The 14,340-nt window shown below is 36.6% G+C and carries 16 protein-coding genes; 1 reads left to right on the top strand and 15 read right to left on the bottom strand.

Features of this window, described 5'->3' with window-relative positions; translation table 11 throughout:
* Nucleotides 1-42 precede the first annotated feature (42 nt).
* The 6 genes from rplI to apaG all read right to left on the bottom strand — a co-directional run bounded on the left by rplI (nucleotide 43) and on the right by apaG (nucleotide 3,539).
* The gene (gene rplI / locus AAC073_RS17600) at nucleotides 43-486 is read right to left on the bottom strand and encodes a 50S ribosomal protein L9 (RefSeq protein WP_339925115.1); all 444 of its coding nucleotides are present in this window, start codon (nucleotides 484-486) and stop codon (nucleotides 43-45) included.
* 39 nt (nucleotides 487-525) lie between these two features.
* Nucleotides 526-777: a 30S ribosomal protein S18 gene (rpsR, locus tag AAC073_RS17605; RefSeq protein WP_020892096.1), complete on the bottom strand. Its 252-nt coding sequence runs from the start codon at nucleotides 775-777 to the stop codon at nucleotides 526-528.
* Nucleotides 774-1,145, bottom strand: a complete 372-nt coding sequence (gene rpsF / locus AAC073_RS17610; RefSeq protein ID WP_020892095.1) for a 30S ribosomal protein S6 — start codon at nucleotides 1,143-1,145, stop codon at nucleotides 774-776. Before rpsF ends, rpsR begins: the two co-directional genes overlap by 4 nt.
* A gap of 79 nt (nucleotides 1,146-1,224) precedes the next feature.
* Complete coding sequence (locus AAC073_RS17615; RefSeq protein WP_339925116.1) at nucleotides 1,225-2,148, bottom strand: hypothetical protein; 924 nt, start codon at nucleotides 2,146-2,148, stop codon at nucleotides 1,225-1,227.
* 220 nt (nucleotides 2,149-2,368) lie between these two features.
* Nucleotides 2,369-3,142 carry a class I SAM-dependent methyltransferase gene (locus AAC073_RS17620; RefSeq protein ID WP_339925117.1) on the bottom strand — a complete coding sequence of 258 codons (774 nt, stop codon included), beginning with the start codon at nucleotides 3,140-3,142 and terminating at the stop codon, nucleotides 2,369-2,371.
* A gap of 10 nt (nucleotides 3,143-3,152) precedes the next feature.
* Nucleotides 3,153-3,539, bottom strand: a complete 387-nt coding sequence (apaG, locus tag AAC073_RS17625; protein ID WP_339925118.1) for a Co2+/Mg2+ efflux protein ApaG — start codon at nucleotides 3,537-3,539, stop codon at nucleotides 3,153-3,155.
* Nucleotides 3,540-3,611: 72 nt separating this feature from the next.
* On the opposite strand from apaG, the gene ung reads away from it, so the two are divergent.
* Nucleotides 3,612-4,274, top strand: coding sequence for a uracil-DNA glycosylase (gene ung / locus AAC073_RS17630; RefSeq protein ID WP_339925119.1), 663 nt, complete (start codon nucleotides 3,612-3,614; stop codon nucleotides 4,272-4,274).
* A gap of 264 nt (nucleotides 4,275-4,538) precedes the next feature.
* Here ung and lepB read toward each other — a convergent pair whose 3' ends face one another.
* The 9 genes from lepB to AAC073_RS17675 all read right to left on the bottom strand — a co-directional run bounded on the left by lepB (nucleotide 4,539) and on the right by AAC073_RS17675 (nucleotide 14,236).
* Nucleotides 4,539-5,615, bottom strand: a complete 1,077-nt coding sequence (gene lepB, locus AAC073_RS17635) for a signal peptidase I (RefSeq protein WP_339925120.1) — start codon at nucleotides 5,613-5,615, stop codon at nucleotides 4,539-4,541.
* Nucleotides 5,616-5,625: 10 nt separating this feature from the next.
* On the bottom strand, nucleotides 5,626-6,351 hold the full coding sequence (gene dapB, locus AAC073_RS17640) for a 4-hydroxy-tetrahydrodipicolinate reductase (protein WP_339925121.1): 726 nt from the start codon (nucleotides 6,349-6,351) through the stop codon (nucleotides 5,626-5,628).
* Nucleotide 6,352: 1 nt separating this feature from the next.
* The gene (locus AAC073_RS17645; RefSeq protein WP_339925122.1) at nucleotides 6,353-6,940 is read right to left on the bottom strand and encodes a DUF5683 domain-containing protein; all 588 of its coding nucleotides are present in this window, start codon (nucleotides 6,938-6,940) and stop codon (nucleotides 6,353-6,355) included.
* A 21-nt stretch (nucleotides 6,941-6,961) separates the two neighbouring features.
* Nucleotides 6,962-7,885, bottom strand: coding sequence for a ParB/RepB/Spo0J family partition protein (locus AAC073_RS17650; RefSeq protein ID WP_339925195.1), 924 nt, complete (start codon nucleotides 7,883-7,885; stop codon nucleotides 6,962-6,964).
* 13 nt (nucleotides 7,886-7,898) lie between these two features.
* The gene (locus tag AAC073_RS17655) at nucleotides 7,899-8,678 is read right to left on the bottom strand and encodes an AAA family ATPase (protein WP_339925123.1); all 780 of its coding nucleotides are present in this window, start codon (nucleotides 8,676-8,678) and stop codon (nucleotides 7,899-7,901) included.
* Between the two features lie 83 nt (nucleotides 8,679-8,761).
* Complete coding sequence (locus AAC073_RS17660) at nucleotides 8,762-8,929, bottom strand: hypothetical protein (protein ID WP_339925124.1); 168 nt, start codon at nucleotides 8,927-8,929, stop codon at nucleotides 8,762-8,764.
* A 781-nt stretch (nucleotides 8,930-9,710) separates the two neighbouring features.
* Nucleotides 9,711-11,534 carry a membrane protein insertase YidC gene (yidC, locus tag AAC073_RS17665; RefSeq protein WP_339925125.1) on the bottom strand — a complete coding sequence of 608 codons (1,824 nt, stop codon included), beginning with the start codon at nucleotides 11,532-11,534 and terminating at the stop codon, nucleotides 9,711-9,713.
* A 50-nt stretch (nucleotides 11,535-11,584) separates the two neighbouring features.
* Nucleotides 11,585-13,207 (bottom strand): CTP synthase, encoded by a 1,623-nt coding sequence (locus AAC073_RS17670; RefSeq protein ID WP_339925126.1) that lies wholly within the window; start codon nucleotides 13,205-13,207, stop codon nucleotides 11,585-11,587.
* Between the two features lie 192 nt (nucleotides 13,208-13,399).
* Nucleotides 13,400-14,236: a fumarylacetoacetate hydrolase family protein gene (locus AAC073_RS17675; protein WP_339925127.1), complete on the bottom strand. Its 837-nt coding sequence runs from the start codon at nucleotides 14,234-14,236 to the stop codon at nucleotides 13,400-13,402.
* Nucleotides 14,237-14,340: the final 104 nt, after the last annotated feature.

The following is a 14,340-nucleotide window of genomic DNA, read 5'->3' on the forward strand; positions in this document are numbered from 1 at the left end:
AGGATAAACCTGGCTTTTTTTATTCAAATACAGTATTGATTACTATTCAGCGACAACAACGAACTTAACGTTAGTTTTCACTTCTCTATGCAAATCAATTTCTGCTTCATATTCTCCTGAAGTAGATACTGGCTGATTAATAGAGATCTTTTTACGATCAATGTCAATGTTTTTCTCAGCCAATGCATCAGACAATTGCAAGGTAGTAACTTTCCCGAAAATCTTTCCGGAATCGCCAATCTTAGCTTTAATCTGTAATGTGATGCTTTCCAATTTCAAAGCTACAGCTTCCGCTTCAGTTTTGATTTTTTCTGCTTTATGGGCTGCTTGCTTGATATTTTCCTGCAAAACCTTCTTGTTAGAAGAGGTAGCAAGTAAAGCGAAGCCCTGAGGGATCAGATAATTACGTCCATAACCAGGTTTCACAGCTACCAAGTCATTTTTATATCCAAGTCCTTTTATATCCGTTTTTAAGATAACTTCCATTATTGTAATAATTTTTTTAGGTGAAGGATTATAGATAGTCTATTTCAAGCCATCTGCTACGTAAGGCAATAATGCCAAATGTCTGGCTTTTTTAATAGCCTGAGCAACCTTTCTCTGAAATTTTGCAGAGTTACCTGTCAATCTTCTAGGAAGAATCTTACCTTGTTCGTTTACAAACTTAAGCAAAAACACAGGATCTTTGTAATCTATATACTTGATGCCTAGCTTTTTAAATCTACAGTATTTTTTCCTGTTCTGCTCTCTGTTGATTGGTTCGTTTTTTAACGTCATTTTGCTGGCTCCTCCTTAGCTTCTGTTTTTTTATTGAATTCACCTTTTCTCCTTCTATCCGCGTAGATCAAGGAATGCTTGTCCATAACAGTGGTAAGAAATCTTAATACGGTTTCATCTCTTCTGAAATTGATCTCATACTTCTTAATCGCAGTCGGATCAACTTTGTATTCAACCATTACATAAAACCCAGTAGTTTTCTTTTGGATTGGATAAGCCAATTTTTTTAGGCCCCAATTCTCAACATTCACTACGTCTGCTCCCAATTCTTTTAACAAGCCTACATACTTGTCAACGGTATCCTTCATCTGAACTTCAGACAAAACGGGAGTAAGGATGAATACCGTTTCATAACTTTTTTGGAACATTCTTTTTAATTTTTGTTTAATATTTTAAAACAGTCTGCAAAATTAAGAGAAATGGGCCAATAATCAAAAAAATACTAGTTTATTTTATTTCGAATGTGCTTCTCCCTATTTCAGCACCATCAGAAAAAATCTTAACTGAATAAATCCCCTTCTCATAGTCCGATCCTTTTTCATAAAAGTAGGTCAGTTGTTGTTGGGTATTGTTAAAAACAAAATCCTGTTTAGAAGTATAAAAATATTCTTTGCCTTTTAATTCAAAAGTTCCTGAACCCTTGGCTATATCGAAAATAACTTGTTCGTTGGGGGACAGCACTTGCACAAAAACATCCCTCATTCCCGCTTCGGCAACTTTATTGTCTGCTATGTTGAATGAAACTTTCAACCTTGATAGCTGCCTGTTTCTAAACTCAGCCTCTCGTTCTCTCCCTCGAGAGTTAACAGCAGCTACAACTATATTTTCGGCTTTCAATCGGGAGGCAAGGTTAACTTTCTTTTCTAAATCACCCGTTTTAATATTAAGTTTGACTACCTCCTCCTCTATTTCCGATTTAGTTGTTTTTAATTCTTTATTTTCAGAAAATAACTGGACGTTTTGGGCTTTCAAACGAAGAATATCAGCATCCTTCTCTTCCATTAAAGTTAAATAGCTATCTATTTGAGTATTTAACTTGGCAATATCTTTGGCAGACCTATTCTTGTCTTGCTTCCTTTCCCTGATCAATTGGTCCTTTAACTTTACCAAGGCGTCTACATCACCACCAAGCCTTTGTATTTCCTTGATTCGTACTTCTAACTCTAAAGTCATCGAGTCAATTCTAGTATTTAGATGGCTGTTTTCTTCAGATAAAAGAAAGATTTCCTCACTCTTTCTGGATTTCTCACGGTGATCATTTAAAAGTCTCCACCCGCTAAGAAATACTAAAATCACCAAAACGATAATTAGAATATTTTTTCCCTTATCAACATTAATACTATTCTTATCAATCTTTTCCCCTTGACTCATACCACTATAGACACTTTACTATTGTATATTTCTTTTGGTTTGGACATTTATTTAAGTGCCAACATCAACCCGATAATCATTACAATTATCAGACCAGATTTAATATCATTTATCAAATAAAATTTTCTGATAACAACAAATTTAATAAATACCAATGCATCTAACAATCTTGAGAAGTATTATCTGCCTAAATAGCCCGCTTAAAATCCACCTGACTAAGCTAGATTGAAAGTATATAATCATTATTGACCCCCTGAGCGTTAAAAAACAACACGCCGCATTCAAAAAAATCTATGCTGCTACTAACCGACGGCATGTCTTTGATTTCATTCCAGGCCCTACTCATTTCCTTAGACCAATGGATGTCAGCGATTACCACGATACTATTTTCGTGAAGTTTTGGTGCTATTTTCTTGAAATAGTCCATTGTGGGTAGATACCTATGGTTGGCGTCTATCAATACAAAGTCTACATGTTCAATGTTTTGGAGTATAAAACCTAAAGTTTCATCAAGGTTTCCTGTAATAATCTTTACCTGCTCGAAGCGATTTAAATGACTCTTTGCAAAAAGTCCTAAGGTGGGATCCCCTTCGAAAGAATATAAATACCCATTTGTTACTGATGCGAGATAGGATGTATTTATCCCCAGAGAAGTACCCAAATCCATAACGGTATGTGCAGGCGTAGACATGCAGAGGAATTGATACAATAGTGAAAATTTAACTGGAGTGGTCGCTTTTTTCGCTATGGAACCCACTTGCTGCGTTTGGCCATTGCCCCAGCGAGAACCTGCCCCAAAATCAATTCTTTTTATATGTTCTTGAGAAGCTAAGAAGGTATTTCTTTGTTGTTCAATTTCTGGGTTGCCTCTTCTATTGTCTCTTAAAAAGACTTTTAGATTTTGGTAAAGCTTGAAAAAAAATGGTGAGTGTATACTGTGCTGGTCTTCTTTGAGTAAAAAGTAAAGAAAGTATTCCCAGGAATGGAAAAGCATTGCGGATTTATCAGTTGTTGAAAATATTGGCGATTAGTTGGAATTCCGGAATGGTTACAGTCAATAATTTTCCATCAATTAGCTTTTCGACATAAAATTCCCCCTTCATTTTGCCCATTCCAGACCTAATGGTACAACCTGATAAATAAGTATGAGCACTTCCTGATTCCAATACAGGCTGTTGCCCTACAACTCCCTCGCCTTCCACTAACTTCAGTGATTCTGCGGCATCATGAATTTCCCACTTCCTTCTTAACAGTTGAATGGTAAAGGGGTTTCGGTTTTCTATGGTAACTTTATAAGTAAAGACGAAATGATGTAAATTAGGATTTGAAAATTCTTTTTGATAGTTCGCCTCAACACTAATTTTTATACCTTCTGTAGTAGCAGTTGCCATTTTGTTTTTTTAATTCAAAACTTATCCGAAATTTGAATTATTGTCTCAAATATACCAATAGAAAACTTATTAATGAACGTCAAATTAGAAAATAGTTGGAAACAATTGCTGGGTGATGAGTTTTCGAAGCCCTATTTTGATTCTCTGGTAAATTTTGTAAAATCAGAATATGCGTCAAAAACCATTTACCCCAAAGGGGATACTATATTTAAGGCTTTTGATTTATGCCCCGTAGACAAAGTGAAAGTGGTTATTTTGGGTCAAGACCCTTACCATGGCCCTAACCAAGCCCATGGACTGGCCTTTTCAGTGAAAGAAGGCGTGCCATTTCCACCTTCCTTACTGAATATTTTTAAGGAATTAAAAAGTGACTTAAACCTACCATTTCCATCGCATGGCAATCTAGAAAGATGGGCAGAACAAGGAGTTTTACTGCTAAATGCTACACTAACAGTAGAGGCAAATAAAGCAGGAAGTCATCAGAAAAAGGGTTGGGAAAGATTCACTAGCGCTGTAATAAAAAAATTAGCTTCCCATAAATCGAATATTGTTTTTCTACTTTGGGGAGCTTATGCACAAAAAAAGGCCGAAGAAATAGAGGCAGACAATAACTTAAAATTGCAAACTTCCCATCCAAGTCCCCTTTCTTCCTATAGAGGCTTTTTAGGATGCAAACATTTTAGCCAAACCAATGCCTATTTAGAAGCACATGGAATGGTTCCCATAAAATGGTAAAGATAAAATATTAAATAGTGGGAATCGGTAGGCAGTATTTTCTTATTGAAAGTTCACTTAGGCATCTTCAGTCCGGGCTTTTTTTATTTTGGCATCGTTGGTGATTCAACTAGGTCTTATTGAAATCGGTAGGCATTTCCTAAAAACATTAAACCCCATGCTAAATTTAGCATAGGGTTTAATGTTTTTCCTATCAGTCAAAAAGACCAATACTTTATTACCAATTAACTTTAAAAGTAATGTAATAGATAATGATGTAAGGAATTAATCAATGGATTTAAAAAATCTATTCCATCTAATTTTATTAAACATTGATTTGTGCTTTTCTAGGGACAACCAGAGGAACCAAGCTTTGCCTACGACATGATCTTCAGGTACAAACCCCCAAAATCTTGAATCCAATGAATCGTGTCTATTGTCACCCATCATGAAGTAATAATTTTGCTTGAAGGTATAGGTTTCCTGTTCCACCCCATCAATAAACAACTTGTTTTCCTTCACTATTACATTATCATGCCCTTCAAATTTTTCAATTGTAAAAGAGTAGCGTCTAACATTGTCCTCATCGAGTGTGATCGTTTGACCTTCTGCAGGCACTTCGAGTGGACCGAAATTATCCTTGTTCCATTTATAGAAAGCCCCGTCAGGGAAAATATTAGAATCGCCTTGGCCAGGTTTGCTAATTCGCTTTTGAATAGACGAAATGGCTGGAGATTTCTCCAATTCTTTGATCATTTGGTCTGTTGCAAATACAAAGTAACCTGAGTTATCCGAAAAAGAATAATAGCTATCTGGATTTATGCCATAGCGATCAAAGAATTCTGCATTCAAGGGTCTATTAACAATGACATCATAAGAATACTGCATTTCCTCAGGATTCTCTGCGGCCTTGCCATTCACATACACCTGTGCCTCTTTTATTTCCAAAACATCTCCAGCGACGGCAATTGCCCGCTTTATATAGTTGGTTTTTAAATCAACGGGATACTGAAATTCTTCTGGGAAATTAAATACCACTACATCGTTTCTTTTAATAGAGGTAAAGCCAGGCAATCTGTAATAAGGCAGTTGGATTGCTTCAGAATAGGATTTGAGTTCTGTACCCCAAATTTTCTGATGGGTTAATGGAACCTGAAGAATGGTTTTAGGTACTCTTGTACCGTAATGCATTTTACTTACAAAAAGAAAATCGCCTACCAAAAGGGATTTTTCCATAGAAGCAGTAGGAATAGTAAATGGCTCCAATAATATCCACCTAATCAAACTTGCTGCAATGACTGCAAAAAGCAGTGCATCTATCCACTCTCTTGAGGCTGATTTTTTGTTTTTTTCTTGATTCATTTTTATCTAGTTAAAAGTCCAAAAAATCATCCATTGATAACACACCCTTTTTACCAGGCAGCCATTCGGCAACCAAAACAGCTCCCAAGGCAAACCCTTTTCTATTGTGAGCAGTGTGGTTAATCGTTATATCATCAATTTCAGACTTATAGGACACAATATGTGTCCCTGGAGCAGGGTCTATTCTTTTAGAAGTAATTGGTAGGGCACCCTCCTTTTGAGGGGTATCACCATCTTGCAACTCCCAGTTGGAGTATCTTTGGTTATTCTTAATCAATCCCTCAGCAAGGGTAATAGCGGTACCACTAGGAGCATCTTTTTTCTCTGTGTGGTGTATTTCTTCAAGAGTAGCTTTATAGGCTTCCTGATCATTCATTAGTTTGGATAGAAAAGCATTGACTTTAAAAAATATATTTACCCCAATACTAAAATTAGAAGTATAAAATAGTGAGCCGTCTTTTTGTTTGCACAGGTTAGTCACCCCATCTTTATCATCCATCCATCCTGTGGTACCTACTACTACAGGCACTCCATGTTGCATGCACCAGGTGATGTTTCCTACAGCGGAGCCAGGCTGACTAAATTCTATGGCTACATCTATCTTACTTGTGTCCAAATGGTCTAGATCGGCTACATTTTCTATATTTATTTTGGCCACTATTTGATGGCCTCTATCTTCCGCCACCTGGGAAATGATTTTTCCCATTTTTCCATATCCTAATATCAGAATATTCATATTAAAATTTAATTTTTAATGATAGCCCTATTGCATTATTATTGGCTAGTAAAGGCTCCATACTAGGTTCAAGTTTAAAGGTAAGGTCATCGCTGACATCAAACCCTGAAAGGTGGGCGTCTACAAAAGCATCCACAGCACCCAATGCATAAATGACCCCAAAAACCATATACATGGCATCCCTATTTCTCCTCCAATAATTGACATTTCTTATAATGCCGTCTTCATTCAAGTTAGGAAAGGGGCTTGCTTCAGTGCCTTCTCGTACTATATCAAGTGCCAAGATAAATTCTTTGTATCTCCTATTGTTAAAATTCAAAAAATACACCGCAGCTGAAACACCACTGTAAAGTAAAGGTAATTTCCAGACTTTTTCATTATATACCTGACCTGCTCCAGGGAACATTAGAGATAAATAAAGGGCTTTTTTAGGATCTTTAACATTTGAGGGGGCTTCATTACCCAAGGAATCGGTTAAAGAGTCATTACTTTCTTGTTCTTGGGCAATAGCTGAATGTGTCATTAATAGACATAAAAGCACTAAAACAGCAGGCATAAGTTTTGCATGGATATTAAATTTGTCTGCCATAAATAAATTCAGACATTTCACTTAGATCAATTCGAGAATTTCAAGAATCCTGTTAAGGTCACTGGTAGAGTGAAAGGGGATTTTAATTTCTCCTTTATCCTTTTTATCTGATTTTAAAGAAACTTTGGTACCAAAATGCGAAGCTAGTTTTTGCTGAAGCTTATTGATCTCATATTTCTTTACAGGATCCAAGCTTTCTGTTTCTTTGGCTTCCTTCTTTTGAGCACCTTCGTTAAGCTCTTTCACAAGTGCTTCTACTTTCCTTACACTTAACTCCTCTTCTACGGTTTTTTTGAAAATGGCGAGTTGCTTGTCTACGTCTTCAATATTGATCAAAGCCCTGGCATGCCCCATACTTATTTTTTGATCCCTGATACCAGCTTGAATATCTGGTGGTAATTTCAATAAGCGAAGGTAATTGTTTACTGTAGTTCGGTTCTTCCCTACCCTATCGCCAAGTTGTTCTTGCTTAAGCTCACACTCTGCTAAGAGCCTTTGATAGGAATGCGCTATTTCTAATGCATTGAGGTTTTCTCTTTGAATGTTTTCGATCAAAGCCATTTCCAGCATCTGCTGATCGTTGGCAGTTCGAACATAAGCAGGAACCTTTTCTAAACCAGCAATTTTTGATGCTTGAAATCTCCTTTCACCAGAGATAAGTTGGTATTCATTTTCAGCCAGTCTCCTGACTGTAATTGGCTGAATAATCCCTTGAACTCTAATAGAATCCGCCAGTTCTTCTAAGGCAGTTTTATCAAAATGCGTTCTTGGTTGATATGGATTTACTTGAATATCTGTTAAAGAGACCTCAAAAATACCAGCAACTGGGTGTTTTTCTTCTGAATGGTCTGAATTCTTTTCTTTTTGAGGAGAATCCTTTAATAAGGCCCCTAAACCTTTTCCCAAAGCGCCTCGCTTTTTACTATTTGTTTTATTAACAGTCATTGTTCTTTTATATTCAATTTTCTTTAACCAATCCATTTTTAGCTGCTATTTCGCTGGCTAAATTCAAGTAAGCCACAGCTCCTTTACCTGTTGCATCAAAAGCAACAACTGGCATACCAAAGCTAGGAGACTCGCTCAATTTCACGTTTCTAGGAATGATCGTGTCAAAAGTCATGTCTTTAAAATGCATACGCACTTCTTCTACAACTTGATTGGATAGTCTTAATCTAACGTCATACATGGTTAAAAGTATGCCTTCAATCTCAAGTTCTTGATTCAATCTTGTTTGGATAATCTTAATGGTGTTTAATAACTTGCCCAATCCTTCCAATGCAAAGTATTCACATTGCACAGGAATCACCACTGAATTGGCTGCGGTAAGCGCGTTAATGGTTATCAAACCTAGAGACGGAGAGCAATCTATGATAATGAAGTCATAGCGATCTCTGATCTCTTGAATAACTCCCCTCATCTTTTCCTCTCTATTTTCAAGATTCACCATTTCGACTTCAGCACCTACCAGGTCTATGTGTGAAGGAACCAAATCCAAATGATCGATTTCAGTAGAAATAATGATTTCATTGATATCATTTTCATTTACCATACACTCGTAAATGCTAATTTCTATCTCCTTAGGATCAAAGCCCAAGCCAGATGTGGTATTGGCTTGGGGATCTGCGTCGATCACCAAAGTTTTGTATTCCAATACAGCTAAGCTGGCTGCTAGGTTCATGGCTGTAGTGGTTTTCCCTACTCCTCCTTTTTGGTTGGCTATTGCGATTACTTTTCCCATTGTTTTTTAAAGCGAAATACTTTCCCCTATGTTTAGCAAAATCAAATCTTTCCCCCTTTCCTCTTCCTCAATTATTTGCGGCATTATTTATTAATTTCAATTGGTGCAAATGTATCATGGTGCATACCTTTAATTTCATCCATCCCTACTAAATCGGCAGCACTAAGTGCATCTGTATTACTTATGGTAAAGTTATCCTCAATTGGTAAAATTGCAAAATCCATGTCAAATGAATCTCCAATTAATTTCATGTCATAACTTCAGACATTTTAACGTATCAAATTAAAATCCCCTGATTAAACGTTACAGCGTTTTTACTATGAATTCTCACCAAAAGAAGCGTCTGAAAGTGCGCTATTAAATAGTACTCTTACTAATTCGACACTATAAAATCAAAGCCCTCTTATCCTCATGTTTTATTCCAAAACGTTCTTAATACCATTTAGAAAACCTCGTAAAAGCTCCAAAACTCGAAACCCAGATAGCCTTATCATGATTTACAATCTTTCCAAAATCAAAGCATGGCCCTTTCGACCAAAATTGATTTACACATTGAGTGGATATAATATCAAACTCTATGTCAGAAGCAAGTGAATTGGGTGAAATAAAAGAGATGCTTTCAATTTGCACCAAGAAAGTCGAATGACCAAAATACTTCTGTTCAATCATAGATTATTTTGAATTCCGATTTTTCATGCGATTACAAATATATCATTTTAATCCGAACTATGGCCAGCAAGCTTGCCCGTTCCACCAGTTTAAAAAACAAGTCCTTAATAATCAACCTTTTTAATCAAAACTAATTGTTTCGCTAATTTAAACCAACTGGCTTTTTAGCTTTTATGCTAATGGCATAGAATTATTCATTTTAGGCGCTACATGGGCTTAGGTAAAGCAAAAATCCTTTTCAAAAAGCCAATCGTGTTAACAAAATCCATTGTTCAATTTCACGAGTCTGAAACCTTGAGTTAATTGGGCATAAAAAAAGGTATGGAAATTTCCATACCTTTTTATTATCGTTGATTTGATAATTTATTTGTCTTTGCCTTTTCTTTTCTTGGTCTCACTTTTGTTACTTTCAGAGGCCTTCATGGCTTGTTCGATCTTCATTTGAAACTTAGATTTTTTCTTATTGGCATTTTTAAGTTTGCTTTCTTCCACCTTCGCTCTGATCTTATCATCATCCACAAATTGCTTGATCAAATATTGCTGACCGAATGTCACCATATTGGATACAAAATAATAAAAACTTAAAGCTGCTGGGAATGAATTTAATACAAACATAAATACTACAGGCATCACGTACCCAATGTTTTTCATGGGGCCTTGAGCAGTTGTCAACTGATTATTGAAATGCGTATAGGCAATCTGCGAAACCGTCATCAGTAGAGTAAACAAACTTACATGAGAGCCATAAAAGGGTATGGTAAAAGGGAGATTCGCTATAGAATCATAAGTGGACAAATCATGTGCCCATAAAAATGATTCCTGCCTCAACTCAATTGAATTCGGGAAGAAAAAGAACATGGCCAGTAAAAATGGCATTTGAAGCACCATAGGCAAACATCCTGAAATAGGACTAACCCCAAGCTGACTAAAAAGTTTCATCTGCTCTTGTTGCATCTTGGTTTGGTCTTCACCATACTTTTCCTTCAACTCATCTATCTCCGGCTTGATCACCCTCATCTTTGCCATACCAATGTATGACTTGTAAGTCAATGGCAAAAGGAACAATTTGATTATGAAAACAATCAGAATTATTATTACCCCATAGTTATCAAAGAAATTTTCGAGCCAATGGAATAAGTTAACGATGATGTATTTATTCACCCAGCTAACAAAAACATAGCCCATGTCCACATTTTTGTCGAACTCCGGTGTTACATTTTTGAGTATCTTGTAATTATTAGGCCCAAAATAATAACTTACTTCACCTGTTATTGGAAGCATTAAAGTGGCAGACATGTTCTTCACATAAGAAGAATCCAACGGAGTCTCCTGTGCCAAGTTGCCGCTATTAAATTGATCTTTTGCAATAATTCCAGTGGTGAAAAAGCGTTGCTTGAAGGCAACCCATTTTAAGGGCTCTCCTATTTGTTCGGCATCATCATCTTCACCTGTTGACAAATAATCATAGGATTCATCCGAAGTGTAGAAATTCATATAGGTTTTTCTTCTGGATTCACCCATATCTTCTTCCAGTCGCTTAAGCTCACTGGTCCAGTTGATCGTCAACTTATCGTCGCTGATCAATCCGTCTAATCCGTTTCCTTCAATTTGGTGAGAAACCTGGTAACCTGTAGGTAGCAGTTGGTATTTCCTTACGATGCTTCCTGATCCAGCATTTGCCGTGAAAGTTACAGTACTTACCTGTTCCCCATCAATGAGTTCACTGGATTCATTGGCTACAAAGAATAGATCATTTAAGCTTAATTCTCCTTGCTTGGAATTAATTTTATAGTCTAACTTTCCACCTTTGCTATCAAACAGTATTAATGGCTGCTGATCGAAAGTTTTAAAACCTTTGATTTCTACATTTTGAATTTCCCCACCCTTATTGGATAAGGTTATTATCATGTTTTCATTTTCTAATACAGTAGTTTTTTCTTGTCCCCTTACAAGGTTAGAAAAATCGCCATATTTTTGCTTTTCAGCTACACTACTCAGACTATCAGAAGTTGCATTATCAACTTGCCCAATTCCCTGATCTGTACCAACCGAATTAGAACGTACTTGTGTACTTTCAGTGGTTGTTTGAGGTTCGATAATTGGTTGTGGATCACTCGCAAAAAAGAGGGAATACACCAAAATTACCGCCGCGAAAAGAATTAGTCCTGTCGCTTGATTTTTATCCATAATTCAATCGGTTGTTTAATACAGGTTTTTACCTGTCACTAAATAATTATTTACGATTTATTTCTTTTATTCTCACTTACCGCTTTGATAAACCTCACAAATAAAGGGTGAGGATTCAAAACAGTACTTTTGTATTCAGGGTGAAATTGTGAACCAATGAACCAAGGGTGCTCCTTCAACTCAATAATCTCCACCAATCCTTTTTCAGGGTTTTTCCCAGTAGCAATCATTCCATTTTCCTCAAAAACCTGAAGGTACTTATTGTTAAACTCATACCTGTGTCGATGTCTTTCTGAGATTTTAGATTTTCCATAAGCAGTAAATGCTCTAGATCCTTTTTTCAATTCACAAGGATAAGCTCCAAGTCGCATGGTCCCTCCCATTTGTTTTACCCCTTTTTGTTCTTCCATAAGAAAAATTACGGGGTCTTTACAATCAGGATCTATTTCAGTAGAAGAGGCCCCTTCTAAACCCAGGACGTTTCTTGCAAACTCAATGACAGCTACTTGCATTCCCAGGCAAATGCCAAAGAAGGGAATTAAATTCTCTCGGGCATACTTGGTAGCGATTAGTTTACCTTCCAATCCTCTTACGCCAAAGCCTGGAGCAACTAGAACACCATCTATAAATTCAAGCTTTTTATCGATATTCCCTTCATTTAATTCTTCTGAGGAGACCAAGTGAAGGTTTACCTTGCATTCTAATGATGTGCCAGCATGTATGAAAGATTCGATAATGGATTTGTAAGCATCAGGAAGAGAAACATATTTCCCTATCAAGGCTATGTCTACTTCCATTGTTGGATTCTTCAGCTTGCCCAAAAACTCTTTCCAATGCTCAAGCTCTGTGTTTGTTTTGGAAGTGATTTTCAACTTGGTCATCACCCGTTCGTCCAAACGCTCCTTTTTCATCAACAAAGGAACATCATAAATAGAATCAGCATCCATTGCTTCAATCACACAATTCAATTGAACGTTGCAAAACTGAGCAATTTTCTTTTTAACATCTACAGGCAAATGATGTTCCGTTCTGCAAACCAAAATATCTGGCTGAACACCTGCTTCTAACAATTGCTTTACAGAATGTTGGGTGGGCTTTGTCTTTAATTCTTTCGCGGCCGAAAGGAATGGAATTAATGTTAAGTGAATAACCAAAAAATTGTTAGGACCTAAATCCCACCTAACTTGTCTTACTGCCTCTACGAACGGTAAAGATTCAATGTCTCCAACGCATCCGCCAATCTCAGTAATAATTACATCATACTTGCCCTCACTTCCTAATTTATAAAAATTGTTTTTGATCTCATCAGTAATGTGAGGAATTACTTGAACTGTCTTACCAAGATATTCTCCCTTTCTCTCTTTGGTAATAACATTGTTATAAATCCTGCCGGTAGTAACATTGTTACCTTGAGAAGTTGCAGTATTTAGAAACCTTTCGTAATGCCCTAAATCAAGATCTGTTTCAGCACCATCTTCGGTTACATAGCATTCCCCATGTTCGTAAGGGTTCAATGTTCCTGGATCAATGTTTAGGTAAGGGTCAAATTTCTGGATGGTAACCGAGATACCCCTTGATTGAAGAAGCTTAGCAAGTGATGCAGCTATAATTCCTTTTCCAAGTGAGGAGGTAACTCCTCCGGTAATAAAGATATGTTTTGTGGACGCAGCCATAAGAACGGTTATATGAAATTTTGTTTATATTCTTATGGGATTCAAAATTAGGTAAAATAATTGAATTGAAGGCCTAGAATTGAGTTAATATTTTGATTTGAAAATCTAAATAGTTTGACGCTAGGATTAACATGCCCACTAGCAAAGCGTTAGCTGCACTCCTTCAAATTAACCGTTAGCATCATTAGTTTTTTATTCTACAGCGTTTATTAAAGTACCAATCCCGCTAATCTGAATCTTAACCACATCTTTAGATGCTAAGGTAAAATCACTGCCTGGTACAATACCCGTACCTGTCATCAAAAAAGAACCTTCTGGAAAGCTATATTCTGAATATAAGTAGGTGATCAACTCTGTAAAATCTCTTTTGATCTGATCAATGGTTACGGCATCACTAAAAATTAAGTTACTGTCTCTGATTACCTCTAGTTTTATCTCAGTACTCTTCGGCAATGGCTTGTCAGTAATGTATATACAGGGCCCCAAAGCTGTGCTTCCATTGTATACCTTGGCTTGGGGAAGGTACAAAGGGTTTTCACCTTCTATACTTCTAGAACTCATGTCATTCCCTATGGTATAGCCTAATATTTTTCCTGAAGTACTTGCCAACAGGGTAAGTTCAGGTTCAGGAACATCCCAAGTTGAGTCCTTTCTGATTCTAACTTTTTGCAAATGCCCCATTACCCGAGCACCGGTAGATTTCATAAATAATTCTGGACGGGCGGCATTGTAAACCTTTTCATAAAAAGTGCCACCTCCACTGTCCTTAGATTCTTCTTGTCTACCTAATTTGCTCTTGAAATAAGTTACTCCACTCGCCCATACTTCCTGGTTTCCTACAGGAGGTAATAGATCTTCATTGATCCAATGGTGGGCTTCTTCTGATACCTTTGAAGACTGAACAATCTCTTCAAGCTTACGGAACAAGTTATCGTCATTTATAAACCTGTCCCAATTTTCATTGGGTTGGGTATAAAATTGATTATTTGTCTCTATAACAATACCTTTCTTAGTTCTGTAGATCTTCATAATTAACAAACTTAAAATATGTGAAGTAGAAAAGCGAATTTAATTTGATTAAAGGTCGATTTCAAACATCCTTTAATATTTATAAACCATATCCTTAGCAGCAT

This window comes from uncultured Cyclobacterium sp. (assembly GCF_963977555.1).
Taxonomy (GTDB): Bacteria; Bacteroidota; Bacteroidia; order Cytophagales; family Cyclobacteriaceae; genus Cyclobacterium.